Here is a 17,673-nt window from a genome sequence, read left to right as displayed (position 1 = left end):
AAGGCGAGTTCACGACCATCCCAGGTTGACTTGCACCACCCGTCAACTCTCTTTATTGGTTTAAACCGCTACTATTCCTCATCACAGTCTTTATGAGAATATTGCATTTTATTTTATTCTAGTCAATTTCACCGACAATTGCAATAGCCGTACATAAACATTATCGACAGGTTTTTCATTATATATGCGATTTAAAGAAAAATTGTGCAAAAAAGGGAGCTATTCATTCATAGCTCCCTTGCTTCCATTTAATGCCGCAGTAAGATCATTTCATTCCTCAATTGATTCAACTGCTGCTTCATCCGCGAAAGCATTTCCCGTTGCTGGTCATTCGAACTGGCATACAATCGCTCCATATCCGTCAAAGCCTCTTCGATATACTTTTGCGAATTTTGAAATTGTTCATCATCATAATGCTCCTGCCGTGAGGCCTCGTTAAATTCATACTCTGCAAAATGGAGAGCCCCTTCACATTGCTCTAAAAAATGATCGACGGATTGTCTGGTTGCCATTTCAAACCCTCTCCTTCGCGTCTCATTTGGATGATTCGGAATCATCTTGTCTAGTTTGAGCAAATAACGGTTGGATTATCATTTTTTTTGAGCATTCAACCTTTATCCCAAAACTTCTCACCTTGATGGGAAATGAACTGCTCGATCCATTCAGCAAAGCCCATATGGAGTTTCTCGCCTTCTTCAAAATCGTCGATATGGCCTTTTACCATTAAATACTCCTTATCGCCTTTAGCGACTGCTTCCCCATCGATGACGATATTATCTTGATAAATGCAGGCCACTTTATAGCATCCCTCGTAGGAATTTTCATATGTGTAATTAATAATATCATCCAGACTGTATAAATCATTTTCCCCACCCGATTCCACATTATCGAACAGACGGCATCCATTGGTTATTTTTAAAAACTCCTTATAATCCTCGGGCAGAAGCAGTCCGGTTTTCTTTTCAAAGGAATGAATTTGTTCATCCGAAGCAGGTGAATTGAAGGTGCAAGTGGCTTTGTAGATGAACCCATCTTCATTTACTTCGATCACCTGATTATTTTCGGCTAATTTCTTTTTCATTTGATTAATCGCTTCTTCAACTTGACCGGTCATGTCCATCAGCTCCCGATTGGATATAGTCATTCAAAGATATACTGGAAATAGCAGCAAAATGTTTAGCCTTCAAGTATACAGTATACGCTTATTTTTCGAAAAAAGACCTAGCTGCGAGAATGTTGTATAATATATGTTGCTCTTTATTTTATTTAGGAGGTTGCTGATTTGAATCAAGCAAACCCATTTATATATGCAACAGATAACAAACGATATCATACATGGAATTACCACCTGAGGGAACATTTTGGACATAAGGTCTTTAAAGTTGCCCTGGATGGCGGTTTTGACTGTCCGAACCGTGATGGCACCGTCGCACATGGCGGCTGTACCTTCTGCAGTGCCTCAGGCTCTGGTGACTTTGCGGGCAACAGGGTTGAACCCCTCGACGTACAGTTCAAGAAGATCAGCGAACGGATGCATCATAAATGGAAAGATGGAAAATATATGGCCTATTTCCAAGCGTTCACGAATACGCACGCACCCGTGGCAGAGCTTCGCGAGAAATACGAAAGTGTATTGACCCAGGAAGGTGTCGTCGGACTCTCGATCGCGACACGCCCGGATTGCCTTCCAGATGATGTAGTCGAGTATTTAGCGGAATTGAACGAACGCACCTACCTTTGGGTGGAGCTTGGTCTCCAGACCGTTCATGAAAAGACCGCAACGATGATCAACCGTGCCCACGACTTCGATTGCTACAAAGAAGGCGTCGATAAACTGCGTAAACACGGCATCCGCGTATGTTCCCATATCATCAATGGCCTACCTCAGGAAGATTACGGCATGATGATGGAAACAGCCCGTGAAGTCGCCAAACTCGATGTGCAGGGGATAAAGATCCATTTACTTCATCTATTAAAAGGGACACCGATGGTCAAACAATATGAAAAAGGCCTGCTCGAATTTCTTGACCGTGACGATTATGTCAGCCTGGTATGTGACCAGCTCGAAATAATCCCTCCAGAAATGATCGTCCATCGCATTACGGGTGACGGTCCGATCGATTTGATGATCGGTCCAATGTGGAGCGTCAATAAATGGGATGTCTTGAATGCCATTGACGCCGAATTGAAACGCCGCAACAGCTGGCAGGGAAAAAATCATCACACGGAGGTACAATCATGAAGCTTGATCGAATTTTGCCATTCGCCAGGATTCTGCTGGAAAAAGCGGTCCGCCCCGGGGATATAACCATGGATGGGACGATGGGCAACGGTTTTGATACGGCCTTTCTTGCAGGGCTTACAGGTGTAAATGGACATGTCTATAGTTTTGATATTCAGAAAGAAGCGATCCAAACCACAGCGGCGAAACTGGACGCCGAGAATTTACAAGAGCGCTGCACCCTCATTCACGATGGGCATGAACATATAAGCAAATACATCAAGAATGAACATTCCGGAAAGATCACAGGTGCCATTTTCAACCTAGGCTACCTTCCTGGCGGAGACAAATCAATCATTACCCAAGCCGATACGACAATATCAGCCATTGAACAGCTGTTCGGACTGATGGCGCCTGAAGGCATCATCATCCTCGTCATTTACCATGGTCATCCGGGGGGATCGGTAGAACGGGATGCATTGATGGATTACGTAGAGAACTTCCCTCAACAGAAAGCCCATATCCTGAAATACGGGTTCATCAACCAAGCAAATAATCCGCCATTCATTGTCGCGATTGAAAAAAGATGATGACTTTTGACACCGTTCGCCACGAACGGTGTTTTTTCAATCCCAACTCGCAGGCAGCAGAATTACCAACCATAACTTTTTGAATTTTTCGTCTATAATGATTATAATGATAGAAAATAGATAAGAGGGTGCAGAGAATGGAACATTTGCCTACTTCATTACTGACGGATATATTGACTGAAAAAATCAAAAGGGATTCAAATGAGCAATACGGGGATTTTGTCAGCTCGCTTAACTCGTTGACAGAAAAACAAAAAACCATGGAGGACCTCAAACAATTCGATCATCATTTTGATAAGTTCCTGCCACAGCTCGATTTAATGATTTCCACCCAAAACCATGAAGCGATCATGAATATGAAAGCGACTCTTTTGGACCTATTCGCCAATGACTTGACCTTCAAATCCATTTATCTTCTATCGACCGCATTATCCAATAAAAAAGAATTTACACATTTAAAACAATTTATGTATCCGGTTACTTTCTGGGCACCGGTCATCAAATCGAATGAAATGCTTAAAAACGCAGGCTGAACCAAATAAAAAAAGCTGCCGAGATTTACATTCGGCAGTTTTTTCATTTATCGTGAAAGTATGTACTGATCAAACGACATACCCTAATATCTTTAAACGGTTTTCAACAAAACTCAGCGCATATTGAAATACATCATCCCGTTCTGGTTCATTGAAGATTTCATGATAAAGCTTCGGCCATTCCTTATATTGCTTTTCACTGGCCAAGTTATAATTAAACCACTCACGAACCGCCTTCTTATTCACGATTCGGTCATCTCCGCCCTGCATGACCAAAAGCGGCACATCCTGAAATTCAGGGATCTCTTCAAAAGCATCCTTCATGGCCTGTGCAAGCTCGCGATACCAGCGGATTGAAACCTTCGTGATATATAATGTATCGTTTCTATCGGATTCACGGATTTCCGCACTTCTCGTCGCCATTTCAGGTGTCAATCCGGAATCTACCCTGAACTGAGGCATCACGATGTTCAAACCATGCGAGATGGTTGTAAGGAACTTCCGCGGCTTCGTTACGAGGCCCAAGCATGGAGAAGAAAGAATCACCCCTGCAATGTCCCATTCCTCTTCCTGAAGAAGGCGTATCGAAATTAAACCACCCATGCTGTGTCCAAGCAAAAAGACCGGCAACGAATATTCGTAAGCCTCTTCTATCCAGCTTTTCACTTCGTCCAAATACTCATCAAAGGAATCGATATGTCCCCGGTAGGCGCGAGTTGTCATACCCTGCCCAGGAAGGTCGCCCATGACGACATGGTATCCAGCTGAAAGCCACATTTGTGTTACCCACTTATAACGTCCGTGATGTTCCATTGCCCCATGAATGATGACAATGACTCCTTTTGCGTCTCCTTCTGTCTCCCATTTCCACATTCGAAATCCCCCTTTCGCTTTTCACTTGTTGTGTACGATTCATGATAGTCAAAATAATATATATAAATTATAACCATATTCGTGATTTTCGACAAAAAAGAAATCTAACAAGTTGTACATTGCTATTATAAATAGCCAAGTGTATTTGCATACGGTATATTAAAATAATACATAAAAACATTCACTTCGGAAAGGAAATGATTGAAATTGATTATTTATCCGTATAAAGGCAAAGAACCTGAAATCGCTGAAAGCGCTTATATCGCTGAGAATGCTGTCGTGACAGGTGATGTCAAAATCGGCGACGAAACATCCATTTGGTTCAATTCCGTCATTCGCGGTGATGTATCCCCAACCATCATCGGGAAAAAAGTCAGTATACAGGATAACAGCGTCCTGCACCAAAGCCCAAATAATCCATTGGTCATCGAGGATGAAGTGACCATTGGCCATCAGGTCATTTTACATAGCTGTAAAATCCGCAAAGGAGCTTTGATCGGCATGGGATCGATCGTGCTAGATGAAGCCGAAATCGGCGAAGGGGCCTTCATCGGTGCCGGCAGTCTAGTTCCCCAAGGTAAAGTCATTCCACCGAACATGCTGGCATTCGGACGTCCAGCTAAAGTCATTCGCGAAATCAACGAAGAAGACCGCCAGGATATGGAACGCATCGTACGTGAATACGCCGAAAAAGGACAATACTATAAAACGGCGGAACGAATAAAGTAACTCACCACCAATTGACTGAAAGTTACGAGTATTATACTGAAACTCACCAGTAAACGTTACAGACTCACGAGTAAACTGCTCTTACTCACGAGTAAAACGCTCTAACTTACGAGTAAATGCTACTAACTCACGAGTAAACTGCTCTAATTCACGAGTAAACTGCTCTTACTCACGAGTAAATGCTACTAACTTACGAGTAAACCGCTCTTACTCACGAGTAAATGCTACTAACTCACGAGTAAATGCTACTAACTCACGAGTAAACTGCTCTAACTCACGAGTAGTTGACCCAAACAAACTTGTAAACGCCCCTGACTCACGCGTATTGCACATAAGTTGAATTTTTTTGGGATTTCTTGAATTATTCCCGCTGACGGCAAAATTAATCCATAAAAAAGGTGCCCCGCTAATTGCGGGACACCTTTTTTTATATGGATTACGCTTGTGCTTTTAATGTTTCTGCTTTGTCCGTGCGTTCCCATGGAAGATCGACATCTGTACGGCCAAAGTGTCCGTAGGCAGCTGTTTGTTTGTAGATCGGGCGACGAAGGTCAAGCATTTTGATGATACCTGCTGGACGAAGGTCGAAGTTAGCGCGAACTAGGTCAACAAGGACTTCTTCGCTAACTGTACCAGTTCCGAACGTATCAATTGAGATAGATACTGGCTCTGCAACACCAATTGCGTAGGCCAATTGAACTTCCGCTTTGTCGGCAAGTCCGGCTGCCACGATGTTTTTCGCAACATAACGAGCAGCGTATGCAGCAGAACGGTCAACTTTAGTAGCATCCTTACCAGAGAATGCACCGCCGCCGTGGCGAGCGTATCCGCCGTAAGTATCAACGATGATTTTACGTCCAGTAAGACCAGCATCCCCTTGAGGTCCGCCAATTACGAAACGGCCAGTCGGGTTGATGAAGTACTTAGTATCGGCATCGATCAATTCAGCTGGAACGACTGCCTCGATCACGTGTTCTTTTAGATCGGCTTGAATTTGTTCAAGCGTAATTTCTGCATCATGCTGTGTAGAGATAACGATCGTATCTACACGAACAGGAACGTTATTTTCATCATATTCCACAGTTACCTGTGTTTTACCATCAGGGCGCAGGTAAGCAAGAGTTTCATCTTTACGGACTTGAGCCAAGCGGAATGAAAGTTTATGCGCCAATGAAATCGGAAGCGGCATAAGCTCTTCTGTTTCATTACAAGCAAATCCGAACATAAGACCTTGGTCCCCTGCACCGATTGCATCGATTTCTTCCTCTGACATGTTTCCTTCACGAGCTTCCAATGCTTTATCGACACCAGCTGCGATATCGGCAGACTGCTCATCAATGGAACTCAACACTGCACAAGTTTCAGCATCGAAACCGTATTTCGCACGTGTGTAGCCAATTCCTTTAATCGTATCACGAACGATACGCGGAATATCTACGTAAGCGGAGGTTGTAATTTCACCGGCAACAAGTACAAGACCTGTAGTTACGCTAGTTTCACACGCAACACGTGCATTTGCATCCTTAGCTAGGATAGCATCTAAAATGGAATCTGAAATCTGATCACAAATTTTGTCCGGATGGCCCTCTGTAACAGATTCAGAAGTAAATAGACGTTTCTTTGACATCGTATTTCCTCCTTGGAAGTTAGTATGTTGCAGGCAAAAGCCTGAATTTTACGGAACTCGTTTCCCTCATTAGTTTCAACTATAGACACAGAATTACTTATTAAAAAACACAAAAACCTTCCCTGGCAAATGAGGAAAGGTTTAACATTCTGTCTTCTATCCTTTCACTCTTATCGTTCAAGGGTTTTTTACCTTGCTCAGGTTAGCACCATCACCACTATTCCTTGAAGACCTTCGCTTTATTTTCGGCGATCGATCTTGGAGTCAAGTTCAATATGGCAGGTTGCTGGGTTTCAAAGGGCCTGTCCCTCCACCAACTCGGGATAAGAGAATCCGTACAATTTAAGATATTATCGTATCTGGCTGGAACTTGTCAATGCTTTTCTAAAAAGATGATATCCATCCAGAATGGCGTTCATTTGAAAAAACATGTTGATGCAGCGTCCTAGAAGGGCTTACAATGCAAAATACGAATAGAAATGTTGTAAATTGCCATTAATAATAAAGTAATGAGCATCCGAAAAGGAACGAAATCCTGACTTTCCCTTTAGTCATATATTGCTTACTTACTTCCTATTAAAATAAAATTATCTTCATGAAAGTTTATGCGGTCATCCTGAATCGGTTCCTGCCGGATTAAAATGATTAATGCAACTAACTGAAAATAATCACAAATTAAAAGAAATAGTATAGACTAATTAAATGAATGTGTTATACTAATTGTAATCTAAAAACTTAAACAAAGGAAGGTACCTCATATATGAATTCTGTAGACGTTTCTAATGAGTTACACCAATTATTAACAGGAAACAATGTGCAAACTCAACTTTCAGTTCCTCAATTGGTCGAAAAAGTATTAAGCAGAAATGAAGGCGTTCTAACATCCACCGGTGCGGTAAAAGCTGAAACTGGCAAATATACAGGTCGTTCACCTAAAGATAAATATATCGTTGAAGAAGCATCAGTTAAAGATAAAATCGATTGGGGTCCAGTGAACCAGCCAATTTCCGAAGATGTATTCAATAAACTATATAATAAAGTAGTTGACTACCTAAAAGCAAAAGAAGAGATTTTTGTTTTTAAAGGTTTCGCTGGTGCAGATGAAACATCACGTCTTCCGATCCGTGTTGTTAATGAATATGCTTGGCATAACCTTTTCGCCCATACTTTGTTCATCCGTCCAAACGAAGAGGAATTGAGAGGTCACGAAGCTGAATTCACAATCCTTTCTGCACCTAACTTCAAAGCAGACCCGGAAGTTGACGGAACTACATCCGAAACTTTCATCATCGTTTCATTTGAACGCCGTACCATCCTGATCGGCGGAACGGAATATGCAGGAGAAATGAAAAAATCGATCTTCTCGATCATGAACTACTTACTTCCAGAGGCTGGAATACTTCCAATGCATTGCTCTGCTAACGTAGGACGTGAAGGGGACGTCGCTTTATTCTTCGGTCTGTCCGGTACAGGCAAAACGACTTTGTCTGCAGACACGAGCCGTAAACTGATTGGCGATGACGAGCACGGCTGGTCTTCTAACGGCGTATTCAACATCGAAGGCGGCTGCTATGCGAAAACGATCAACCTTTCACGTGAAAAAGAACCACAAATTTTCGATGCGATCCGTTTCGGTGCCGTACTGGAAAATGTTGTTGTTGATCCGGATACACGCGAAGCGAACTATGATGACAGTTCATTGACTGAAAACACTCGTGCTGCTTACCAAATGCAAGCGATCGATAACATCGTGAACCCAAGTATTGCAGGACATCCAAATACAATCATTTTCTTGACAGCTGATGCTTCAGGCGTTTTGCCTCCAATCAGCAAGCTTTCCAAAGAACAGGCAATGTTCCACTTCCTAAGCGGATACACTAGTAAATTGGCTGGTACTGAAAGAGGCGTAACTTCACCGGAAGCTACATTCTCCACTTGCTTCGGTTCACCATTCTTACCGCTTCCAGCTACACGCTATGCCGAGATGCTTGGTGATAAAATCGACGAGCACAATGCAAAGGTATACCTTGTCAACACTGGATGGACTGGCGGTGCATATGGAACTGGAAGCCGTATGAAACTGGCTTACACCCGTGCAATGGTACAAGCTGCACTTGAAGGTGAATTAGCGAACATCGAAACGATCAAAGATGATATCTTCGGTTTGGATATCCCGCTTCATGTTCCTGGTGTTCCTGATGAAGTGCTTCAACCAATCAAGACTTGGGCAGATCCTGCAGCTTATAAAGAAGCAGCAACAGACCTTGCCGCTCAATTCCGTGCAAACTTCAAGAAATTCAAAAGCGTTCCAAGTGAAATCGAAGAACTTGGCGGACCGACAGCTTAATAAATTTCACACAAAAGGATCAAGCCCTTGGCTTGGTCCTTTCAGTTTGTCGAAAAGAAAGTATCTCTTCCCGAACCAAGAATATGTTTTCCTTCATGGTTTCTTTATTAAGCAAAATAGGGCGAAAAATGGCGTCTACGGTCGTATATAATGCTGGGCAGGGCGAAAAACGGCGCTTGCAGTCGAATAACTGGCTTCCCTCCCCAGGTGCCCAGTACGAGAGGCTTGGTCAGACACAGACAGTCTCGGCGGAAAGGAATGTTTCTACAATTTGTCTGAAAGGATCAAGCTCTTGCTTGGTCCTTTTCTTCATTGGAAAAAGGGCACTGTCATAGACAGCGCCTCCTTTATCCTTATTCCATTAACGATGTTTGTCCAAGTTTTTAGATGATCGCTTTATTCCTGGCTTTTTTCATGGACATCGTTTTGTATTCATATATATTGCCCAGGTTGGCCACCGGGACTTCTGTTTTAGTTGCATCAATGCAATTGCGTGTATCCAAAATCAATTTATTGCTCATGAGATTCGATAGCTTATCATAGTCCATCTGTTTAAATTCATCATGGTCAGTCAGGACAAGTATCAAGTCGGCATCATTTACTGCGTCTTCGACAGATACGACTGGCATCTTTCCGGATTGGACATGCGGGTCATGCAAGGCTACATCCATGTTGTCCATCCCCATCAAGATATTGACGACATCAATGGCGGGACTTTCTCGAATATCATCTACATTTCCTTTGTATGCAAGACCGAAAACAGCTACTTTTGGATTCCGGATCCCCTCTAGCATCATCCTTACGGAATTAACGATATAATAAGGCATCGATACGTTGGTATCACGGGCCAATTTAATGATTCTCGCATACTCTGGTGCCTTTGCAACGATGAAATATGGATCGACCGCCAAACAATGGCCGCCAACGCCTGGCCCAGGTTGGTGTATATTCACACGAGGGTGTTTGTTTGCCATCGATATGACATCCAAAACATTGATGTCAAGCTCGAAACAGATTTTCGTCAGCTCATTCGCAAGGGCGATATTGACATCCCTGAAGGTGTTTTCCATCAGTTTGGACATTTCAGCCGTTTTCGCATCCGTCTGAATGATTTCCCCTTGAACGAAGGTTTTATAAACAAGACTTCCTTTATATGAGCATGTTTCCGTGATGCCTCCGACGATACGGTTATTATGGACCAACTCTTCAAGAATCCTTCCAGGTAAAACACGTTCCGGACAATGAACGAGGAAAATGTCTTTTCCGATGGTAAGGCCCGTCCTCTCGATCAGCGGTTTAATATGATCATCCATGCTTCTCGGCGCTATCGTCGATTCGATAATGATGACATTCCCTTTTTTGATAAAAGGAAGAATGTTGGAGGTTGCATCCATGACATGAGTTAAATCACAAGATTGATGTATGTCCTTTTTATTTGGTGTAGGCACCGCGATAATGAAAACATCCGCATGTTCCGGGCTTAACGCAGCTCTGAACTTATTGGAAATAAGCACTTCTTGCAATACCTCTCCTAAACCTGGTTCTTCGATATGGAGCCTGCCGCTATTCAAATTGGAAATAATCTCAGGATGGATATCCACGCCGACAACATCGACACCGTGTTTCGCAAACATTAAAGAAGTTGGAAGTCCTATATAACCAAGTCCGATTGTACAAAGTTTCATATAAACCACTCCTATCTATTTTTCTGCTATACTCACATTCGTTAGGCTGTTTGATAGATTTCGATAAAGATTTCCTTCTCTTGTTTCCAATTGTACTTTTGTCGCGCCTCCAGGCAGTTATTACTCATTTCCGCCCTTTTTTCAGGATGTTTCAATAAGTAATTGACGCCTTCGGCAATTGATTTTGGATCATGTGAATCGACACACACACCGATTTTTTCTGTATCGACAACCTTTTGTATTTCAGGAAAGCTGCAGGCAACCACAGGCACACCGCTCATCATGTATTCAAACAATTTATTTGAGGATGCGGAGTAGTGATTAAAGCAGACATTATTCAATATCTGAAAACCTAAATACGCATTTTTTGTATAGTGGAGCAGCTCGTCGACCGGAACCTTCGGCAGGAACTTCACACGATGCTCCAGATTCATGTCTCTTACTTTTTTCATTAATTCGTCCTTGATTCTTCCATCCCCGATAAAAACTACCGTCCCGCCTTCGATCATCGGTACAGCATCAACCAATTGCTCCAATCCTCTTCCCATTTGCACGCCGCCTTGGTATAACAATATCGGTTCACCCTCTGGCAAATCGAGCAGCTCATGCAAATTCACGGCCGTACTTTCCTCAGGATTGGTTGGTATCGGGTAGTTATGGACCACCTTGGGATACAGACCATATAAGTCTTCGTTATACTTAGCTCTCGTATGGTTCTCGGCAATCATTTCATCGACGAACATTAATAGGAATTTCTCCATCAGCCCGTAAATCCGGCTATTATATCCCGTTCTGCTCGTTTGCACCTCATGCGAGTCATAAATCAGCTTTTTTCTTCTCAACCATTTACTGCTGATCGCTCCCTGCATGAGCGTATTCAAGTCATTCGAATGATAAAAGTCATATTTCCTTTTCCGGCCATGATAGATCATTTGACCAAAAATATAGCTCCTTGTTAATAAGGTCGGCAGCTTCGTTTTAGTGATGATCATGGTGCACATCGCAAGGAGTGCAAGGGAACCGAACAGTATTCCCGATCCCAGCCAGCCGTTGATCAAGTTCAAGTTCCACAACGTATTCCAGACCAATAAGGCCAATAGAACGATTTCAAACTTCTTTTTCTTCAATTTGCCTACGATCCTGAGAACCCTATGAAGCCCCTCCCAGCGGTTATTCACCCTAGTGACGGAGAAACCATTTTGGTGTTTCTCCTTTTTGGGCAAGCCCTCGATTTTCCAGTTATGAATGGCAATTAAATCGACTTCATAACCAGCTTCAGTAAGTGCTGTGCACTCTCTTAGAACCCTCGCATCGTTTGTAAAGTGATTCCACACGAACATACATACTTTCTTCGCCATGTTGTCCTCCACTTCCGGATTTTTCAGCCTGACGCTTCCATCACATTGATGAGACCTTTAATATTTTTAGACCATTGAAAATGTTGTTTAGCATACCGATGACCATTTTCTCCCAGTTCTTCGCGAAGGGCTGGATCTGAGGCCATGGTCAAGATATGTTGACAGATTTCATCAACATTCCTGCTCTCTGCCACCAACCCGCATTTCGCCTCTCTGAGCATCTTCTTGGCCCTGCCGTCCACATCACCGACAATCGGTTTTCCGACACACATATAATCGATGATTTTACCAGGCAAAACTTTATTGAATACTTCTTTTTCAACCAAGCTCACATAGGCAATATGGGATGTTGAAACTTCATGAAGGGTCACTCTTCGATTCATCGCATTAATCATCTTAATATTAGTCAGCCCTCTAGAGCTTATCTCTTTCTCCACTTCGGATATCCGATATCCATATCCAATCATCGAGAACTCGATTTGTTTATGTTCCCTTAGCTTTTCAGCCACGGCTATTAGTTTTTTCAAGTCCTGAGCCAGTCCGATATTCCCCGCATAAACGACCTTGATTACGTTTTCCGATACGGGTGTAAGCAAATTCTTTAACGTCAGCTCATCCGCAGTAAGCGAATTAGGGATGAATTGGATGGCCTCTTCCTGGACTCCCTTTGCAACGATATAATCCCTGAAACCAGGACTATTGATGATAATAAAATCCGAATGCCGATATAGCTTCCTTTCCAGGAAGAAGGCGATTTTCAAAACCCACTTATTAGTGAATACCCCAACTCCTATCAACGATTCCGGCCATAAATCCCTGACATCGGTAATGAGTTTCGCCTTCATCTTCTTCTTGGCGATCAATGCCGCAAATGTCGGGAAGATCGGCGGGGTCGTGGCGAACACATAATCATATTTTTTTTCGAGACGGATAATTGTATAAATGAAAAGCCACATTGCTTCAAGATAATGAAGCAACCGCTTCCCCATATTGCTTGTATACCTCTTCACTTTGTCCGGTTTAATCCTGATGACATCTTCTTCAATGCTTTCTTCATCCCAAAACTTTGTATCTTGATATAAACTTTGATTAGGATAACTCGGCTTCAATGTGATGACCGTTACCTCAAATCCGTTTCTTTTCAAATGGAGATATATATTTTTCATTCTATTTCCCGCACTTCCGATTTCCGGATAAAAGTTTTGTACGATCATCAGGACGCTTTTCATATTCGCCTATCACCTCTATTCTGCTGAGCTATGCTTCCTGCTTTATATTGTAAATGCCAGATATTAACTGAAGGTTAAAGAATTATAAAGTCCTCATTAATATTGTAAAAATTCTGTTAATAATTGTTTCATTTTTAAATTTCCCATGAACTTCCCGTTATAATGGGGGAGACATTCAGAAGAGGAGGAAATGAGCATGCCTAATCAACGTATAAAGGTCATGACCGTATTTGGTACAAGACCAGAGGCTATCAAAATGGCACCAGTCGTTTTGGAACTGAAAAAGCATCAAGAAGAAATAGAAACCATCGTGGTGGTCACTGCCCAGCATAGGGAAATGCTCGACCAAGTCTTGCAATGTTTTCAAATAAAGCCAGATCACGATTTGGATATGATGAAGGATAGACAAACATTAGAAGAGATTACGACTCGAGGGCTTGAAAAATTGAGTTCGCTCATGAAAGATATAAAACCGGATATCGTCCTCGTACATGGGGATACAACGACAACTTTCATCGCAAGCTTGGCAGCTTTCTATAATAAGATACAGATTGGCCACGTTGAAGCTGGTCTCCGGACTGGTAATAAGTATTCTCCATATCCTGAAGAAATGAATAGGCAGCTGACGGGCGTCTTGGCTGATTTGCACTTTGCCCCAACTAATCAGGCGGCAGAGAATCTGATTTTGGAAAATAAAAAGAGTGATAGTATCCATATTACTGGAAATACGGCTATCGATGCTTTGAAAACAACAGTACGGAAAGACTATGAACATCCGATTCTATCTGGCTTGAATGGAGATCGTATGTTATTGATGACAGCGCACAGACGAGAAAATATCGGAAAACCAATGGAAGAAATATTCCGTTCCGTCAAACGGCTGCTTGAAGATCACACAGATATCCAAGTCGTTTTCCCGCTTCATAAAAATCCAGTAGTCCGTGAAATTGCTTACCGGATTTTTGGTGAAACGGAAAGACTTCACTTAATAGAGCCGCTTGAGGTGCTTGATTTTCATAATTTTGCGGCGCACGCCCATCTAATATTGACAGATTCTGGAGGCGTGCAGGAAGAAGCCCCATCACTAGGCGTTCCCGTTCTCGTGCTGCGCGATACGACGGAACGTCCGGAAGGAATCGACGCTGGCACTCTCTTATTGGCAGGGATTGAGGAAGATCGAATTTATCAATTAGCCTCAGACCTACTTACAAATGAAGAAACCTATAAAAAAATGGCGACAGCTTCCAACCCATATGGAGATGGATTCGCTTCACAGCGGATTGTCGAAATCCTGTTAAAGCATTGCGGAATGAAATCCCCCCTTCCGTTATGAAAAAGCAGAAGAAAATAATGAGAAAAGCCTGTCACATAAGCGGCAGGCTTTTTCTATTCAGCCAGATTAACAAAGAGTACAAAACTAATCCTAATTTGAATTTGAAAATGTTAGATACCTATGTGATAGTTTGGGTAGATCAATAACTTTACATTGCTTGGAGGTGTTTAGATGTTTGGGGAAGATCCCAAGTGTGTTAAATGTGGTAAAGAAATTAAGGGGGACGAAGTCGTTCTTGTGAAAATGCGTTATCCAAAGCGTAAAGGGATGACTGAAATAAAGGCATATTTAAAAAATGAAGGAAGCTTCATCTGCGAAGTTTGTTTTGATAAAGAGGATAAAATCTCCCTGCCGAATTGATAGTCATGATACGCAACAGGAGGATTACATGAAAAATCAAGCAAGGTCAAGGATCAGTTTGGCGTTCAATGGGACTTGAATTTCACAAAATGAATGTAAAAATGGCCGAAAATACAACTTGTATCTCCGGCCATCTTTTATCTCATCCAAACACATGAAAATAATTCAAGACATTTTTTCCAATCAATAAAATCGTGACGCAAATGAATAATATCCGTACATATGAAGCACCTTTCTTAATTGCGAAGTTCGTTCCGACCAATGCTCCTGCGACCATTGCCAGACCCATCGGAATTCCATAGGCAAAATTGACGGTCCCCATGGATAAGAAAATGATAAGTGCGGCAATATTGCTTCCGAAATTCAATATTCTTGCATTTCCGGCAGCCTGGACAAAATCAAACCCGATGATCAAAAATGAAAATAATAAAAAGGACCCTGTGCCTGGTCCAAGAAAACCATCATAAAAACCAATCGCAAATATTATGAGTATCAAAAGAATCATTTTCTTCCTTTTCAGCCCTTTATACTTTGCATCTTTACCCCAATCCTTTTTTACCAACGTATAAATCGCGACAATGACCAGCAAAATCAAAATGAGGGGCTTCAGTATCTCTGCGGAAACGAAATGTACAACGTATGCTCCTAACGCCGCTCCAATCACAGTAATCGGAAACAGCTTGATGACGAATTTGAAATCCACTTTTCCAGCCCGAATGAATGAAATCGTACTCGTTAAAGATCCCATTGTACCCGCCAGCTTGTTAGTGGCAAGTGCCGCTGAAGGCGAAATCCCCGTGAACAATAATGCCGGAATGGAAATCAATCCGCCCCCGCCCACAACGGAATCGATGAATGCGGCAATAAAACCGGCAAGTACTAAAAATAGCAAAGTATAAAGATTGATATCCTCCATGTATTCCCCTTCTTTCAAAAGCACTATCTATAATGCCTTACTCATTGTCCATCCAGATAATCGAATAACCTTTCCTCTGAAATGACCGTGAATCCATGCCGCCTAAGCAAAGCCGCGGTCACTCCATTCCCGACCTTCTTCTCCCCCTTGAATTCCCCATTATAAATCGTGGCACTTCCACAGGATGGACTATTTTCTTTTAAAACGACTAACGTCGCCCCTAACTCCTGGGCTTTCAATAACGTAAGATTCGCTCCCTTTATGTACAATTCCGTTACATCCCTGCCCGACTTTTCGATGATCTTCGCTTTTCCATCAAGGACATCCCCACCTTCACCGCCAACTATCTCCGCAGGATCCCTCGGTGTCAAAAAACCGCCAAGCAACTCAGGACAAACCGCTATAGCCTTTTTCTCCTTCACCAATTCCATAATTCTTTCATCCAAGCTGTGTGTACCATTGTATCTAACCTCAAGACCCGCTAAACAAGAACTCACCAAAATCATCAAATCACCCAACCTTATGCGCTTTACACCATTTTACCATTTTTTAAATGACAATCATTTCGAAGATTGAATCCACCAGGGATAAGATGTCGGTTGAAATATTGGCGTGTAAGCCGAATGATGTGCGTTTACGGTCCATTTCTTTGGTGCACAGGTCGAATTATGCAACAAATCAAAAAAAGCGCTTGCTGCGAGACGATTCCCGGCAAGCGCTTGTCTATTTAGTTAGTAGAGTTCAGTGATAGTAGTTGGTACGTAATGATGGTCTTTTCACTTGTCCATTCAATTTTTTGAATAACGGCTGTTCCGCTTGAGTCAGATTGAATCGTCTTGCGGACATCGATTGGAATATCGATAGGGTATAACCTGTAACCATCTTTCGACAGCCGAAAAATGTTTTCTTCTTCACGGGTTTCGTTCCCTTTTGTAACGATCATGGTATTTAGCTCCATAGGCATGCCCATGTGTATCTCCTCCTCTTGCCAATATATATTTCATTCTATCATTTTTCGGTTTTACTTTTCATCCAAGATGTTAAATCTTCGACTACTTTTCTGTTCACGGCGGGTGGGAAGTAATGCGTGAATTGAGGGAAATACCAGCTTTCGACCTCTTTGTCGTGCATTTTCAACCTTTTTTCCAACCGGTACGCGTGTTCAATGGCGACATTGTCATCTTTTTCACCATGAATGATCAGAACGGGTACATTCAAATCTTCAATTGCAAACAATGGCGTACGGTATTCATATTGATCGGGGCATTTTTTAGGTGTTCCGCCGATGACCCGCTTCATCATCCGACGCATATCGACACGCTCGACATATGTTAAAAACATATCCGATACACCACCCCAGGTGACGATCGACGCTGCATTCCTGCAGTATATCCCAGTCCAAAGCGCCATGATGCCGCCACGGGAAAATCCGAGGATATGAATGTGATCCTTGTTCACCCGGGGGTGCTGTTCAAGAAGATTGAATCCTGCTATCGCATCGAATCTATCTTCGCCTCCAAAATCCTCATCTCCCTCCCCGCCTTGATTTCCACGGTAGAAAGGGGCAAAAACGATGAAGCCTTCAACAGCATACTGCACGATCCTTGCAGGCCTCACCTTGCCGACATTTTTTATCCCGCCGCGTAAATATAAGAAAGCGTCATGTATTTCACCATCAACCGGTTCAGCTAGCAGCCCCTTTACTTTCAGGCCTTGTGATATGTATGTGACTGAATAAAGATGGATTCGTGGATGCGGTGATGGAAACCGCTGTTTTGAAATAATCGTTCCGTTCTCCAATTTCCACTCTCCTTTCTCTTTATTCTTATTGTAAAACATCCGCTTGTTTTTATCCCCTGAGAGGCATTCACA

At 42.5% G+C, this 17,673-nt stretch carries 18 protein-coding genes, 1 riboswitch and 1 other annotated feature (1 of these 20 cut by a window edge); of the genes, 7 read left to right on the top strand and 11 right to left on the bottom strand.

Going from position 1 to position 17,673, the window contains the following annotated elements; genetic code table 11:
- Positions 1–94: a binding site (T-box leader), on the bottom strand; it reaches 138 nt to the left of the window's first position.
- A gap of 154 nt (positions 95–248) precedes the next feature.
- Together ACQKFG_RS20280 and ACQKFG_RS20275 are read right to left on the bottom strand one after the other, a co-directional pair.
- Positions 249–512, bottom strand: a complete 264-nt coding sequence (locus ACQKFG_RS20280; protein ID WP_192206805.1) for a DUF2524 family protein — start codon at positions 510–512, stop codon at positions 249–251.
- A gap of 95 nt (positions 513–607) precedes the next feature.
- Positions 608–1,114 carry an SMI1/KNR4 family protein gene (locus tag ACQKFG_RS20275; protein WP_063234889.1) on the bottom strand — a complete coding sequence of 169 codons (507 nt, stop codon included), beginning with the start codon at positions 1,112–1,114 and terminating at the stop codon, positions 608–610.
- A 168-nt stretch (positions 1,115–1,282) separates the two neighbouring features.
- On the opposite strand from ACQKFG_RS20275, the gene ACQKFG_RS20270 reads away from it, so the two are divergent.
- The 3 genes from ACQKFG_RS20270 (at position 1,283) to ACQKFG_RS20260 (ending at position 3,344) form a co-directional block, all read left to right on the top strand.
- Positions 1,283–2,242 carry a TIGR01212 family radical SAM protein gene (locus ACQKFG_RS20270; protein ID WP_353872633.1) on the top strand — a complete coding sequence of 320 codons (960 nt, stop codon included), beginning with the start codon at positions 1,283–1,285 and terminating at the stop codon, positions 2,240–2,242.
- Positions 2,239–2,811 carry a class I SAM-dependent methyltransferase gene (locus tag ACQKFG_RS20265; protein ID WP_427562166.1) on the top strand — a complete coding sequence of 191 codons (573 nt, stop codon included), beginning with the start codon at positions 2,239–2,241 and terminating at the stop codon, positions 2,809–2,811. Before ACQKFG_RS20270 ends, ACQKFG_RS20265 begins: the two co-directional genes overlap by 4 nt.
- Positions 2,812–2,948: 137 nt before the next feature.
- Positions 2,949–3,344 (top strand): hypothetical protein, encoded by a 396-nt coding sequence (locus ACQKFG_RS20260; protein ID WP_427562163.1) that lies wholly within the window; start codon positions 2,949–2,951, stop codon positions 3,342–3,344.
- A gap of 69 nt (positions 3,345–3,413) precedes the next feature.
- Here ACQKFG_RS20260 and ACQKFG_RS20255 read toward each other — a convergent pair whose 3' ends face one another.
- Positions 3,414–4,217, bottom strand: coding sequence for an alpha/beta hydrolase (locus ACQKFG_RS20255; protein WP_192206809.1), 804 nt, complete (start codon positions 4,215–4,217; stop codon positions 3,414–3,416).
- A gap of 210 nt (positions 4,218–4,427) precedes the next feature.
- Between ACQKFG_RS20255 and ACQKFG_RS20250 the strand changes: the two genes are divergently transcribed.
- Entirely contained in the window at positions 4,428–4,946 is a 519-nt protein-coding gene (locus ACQKFG_RS20250) for a gamma carbonic anhydrase family protein (protein WP_192208059.1), read from the top strand.
- Positions 4,947–5,382: 436 nt separating this feature from the next.
- On the opposite strand, the gene metK is transcribed toward ACQKFG_RS20250, so the two are convergent.
- Positions 5,383–6,573: a methionine adenosyltransferase gene (metK, locus tag ACQKFG_RS20245; RefSeq protein WP_192206810.1), complete on the bottom strand. Its 1,191-nt coding sequence runs from the start codon at positions 6,571–6,573 to the stop codon at positions 5,383–5,385.
- A 167-nt stretch (positions 6,574–6,740) separates the two neighbouring features.
- Positions 6,741–6,903, bottom strand: a riboswitch (SAM riboswitch).
- A 430-nt stretch (positions 6,904–7,333) separates the two neighbouring features.
- On the opposite strand from metK, the gene pckA reads away from it, so the two are divergent.
- On the top strand, positions 7,334–8,920 hold the full coding sequence (gene pckA, locus ACQKFG_RS20240; RefSeq protein WP_427562158.1) for a phosphoenolpyruvate carboxykinase (ATP): 1,587 nt from the start codon (positions 7,334–7,336) through the stop codon (positions 8,918–8,920).
- 383 nt (positions 8,921–9,303) lie between these two features.
- Here the strand turns inward: pckA and ACQKFG_RS20235 are convergent, their stop codons facing one another.
- From ACQKFG_RS20235 to ACQKFG_RS20225, 3 genes are read right to left on the bottom strand one after another with little or no spacing between them, the layout of a single operon-like run.
- Complete coding sequence (locus tag ACQKFG_RS20235; protein WP_342614715.1) at positions 9,304–10,605, bottom strand: nucleotide sugar dehydrogenase; 1,302 nt, start codon at positions 10,603–10,605, stop codon at positions 9,304–9,306.
- Between the two features lie 41 nt (positions 10,606–10,646).
- Positions 10,647–11,963: a glycosyltransferase gene (locus ACQKFG_RS20230; protein WP_427562155.1), complete on the bottom strand. Its 1,317-nt coding sequence runs from the start codon at positions 11,961–11,963 to the stop codon at positions 10,647–10,649.
- A gap of 23 nt (positions 11,964–11,986) precedes the next feature.
- Positions 11,987–13,192 carry a glycosyltransferase family 4 protein gene (locus tag ACQKFG_RS20225; RefSeq protein WP_353872637.1) on the bottom strand — a complete coding sequence of 402 codons (1,206 nt, stop codon included), beginning with the start codon at positions 13,190–13,192 and terminating at the stop codon, positions 11,987–11,989.
- 196 nt (positions 13,193–13,388) lie between these two features.
- Between ACQKFG_RS20225 and wecB the strand changes: the two genes are divergently transcribed.
- Positions 13,389–14,525, top strand: a complete 1,137-nt coding sequence (wecB, locus tag ACQKFG_RS20220; protein WP_427562152.1) for a non-hydrolyzing UDP-N-acetylglucosamine 2-epimerase — start codon at positions 13,389–13,391, stop codon at positions 14,523–14,525.
- A gap of 171 nt (positions 14,526–14,696) precedes the next feature.
- Entirely contained in the window at positions 14,697–14,885 is a 189-nt protein-coding gene (locus tag ACQKFG_RS20215; protein ID WP_141994705.1) for a Fe3+ hydroxamate ABC transporter substrate-binding protein, read from the top strand.
- A gap of 142 nt (positions 14,886–15,027) precedes the next feature.
- Here the strand turns inward: ACQKFG_RS20215 and ACQKFG_RS20210 are convergent, their stop codons facing one another.
- The 4 genes from ACQKFG_RS20210 to ACQKFG_RS20195 all read right to left on the bottom strand — a co-directional run bounded on the left by ACQKFG_RS20210 (position 15,028) and on the right by ACQKFG_RS20195 (position 17,601).
- Entirely contained in the window at positions 15,028–15,801 is a 774-nt protein-coding gene (locus tag ACQKFG_RS20210; protein WP_192206815.1) for a sulfite exporter TauE/SafE family protein, read from the bottom strand.
- A 41-nt stretch (positions 15,802–15,842) separates the two neighbouring features.
- Positions 15,843–16,307: a DUF523 domain-containing protein gene (locus ACQKFG_RS20205; protein WP_427562375.1), complete on the bottom strand. Its 465-nt coding sequence runs from the start codon at positions 16,305–16,307 to the stop codon at positions 15,843–15,845.
- Between the two features lie 221 nt (positions 16,308–16,528).
- Positions 16,529–16,771: a DUF2584 domain-containing protein gene (locus ACQKFG_RS20200; RefSeq protein WP_076370015.1), complete on the bottom strand. Its 243-nt coding sequence runs from the start codon at positions 16,769–16,771 to the stop codon at positions 16,529–16,531.
- Between the two features lie 38 nt (positions 16,772–16,809).
- Positions 16,810–17,601, bottom strand: coding sequence for an alpha/beta hydrolase family protein (locus tag ACQKFG_RS20195; protein ID WP_342614718.1), 792 nt, complete (start codon positions 17,599–17,601; stop codon positions 16,810–16,812).
- Positions 17,602–17,673: the final 72 nt, after the last annotated feature.

It is taken from the genome of Peribacillus sp. NPDC076916, from assembly GCF_050269675.1.
Classification (GTDB): domain Bacteria; phylum Bacillota; class Bacilli; order Bacillales; family DSM-1321; genus Peribacillus; species Peribacillus aracenensis.
This window is presented reverse-complemented; position numbering and strand designations above follow the sequence as displayed.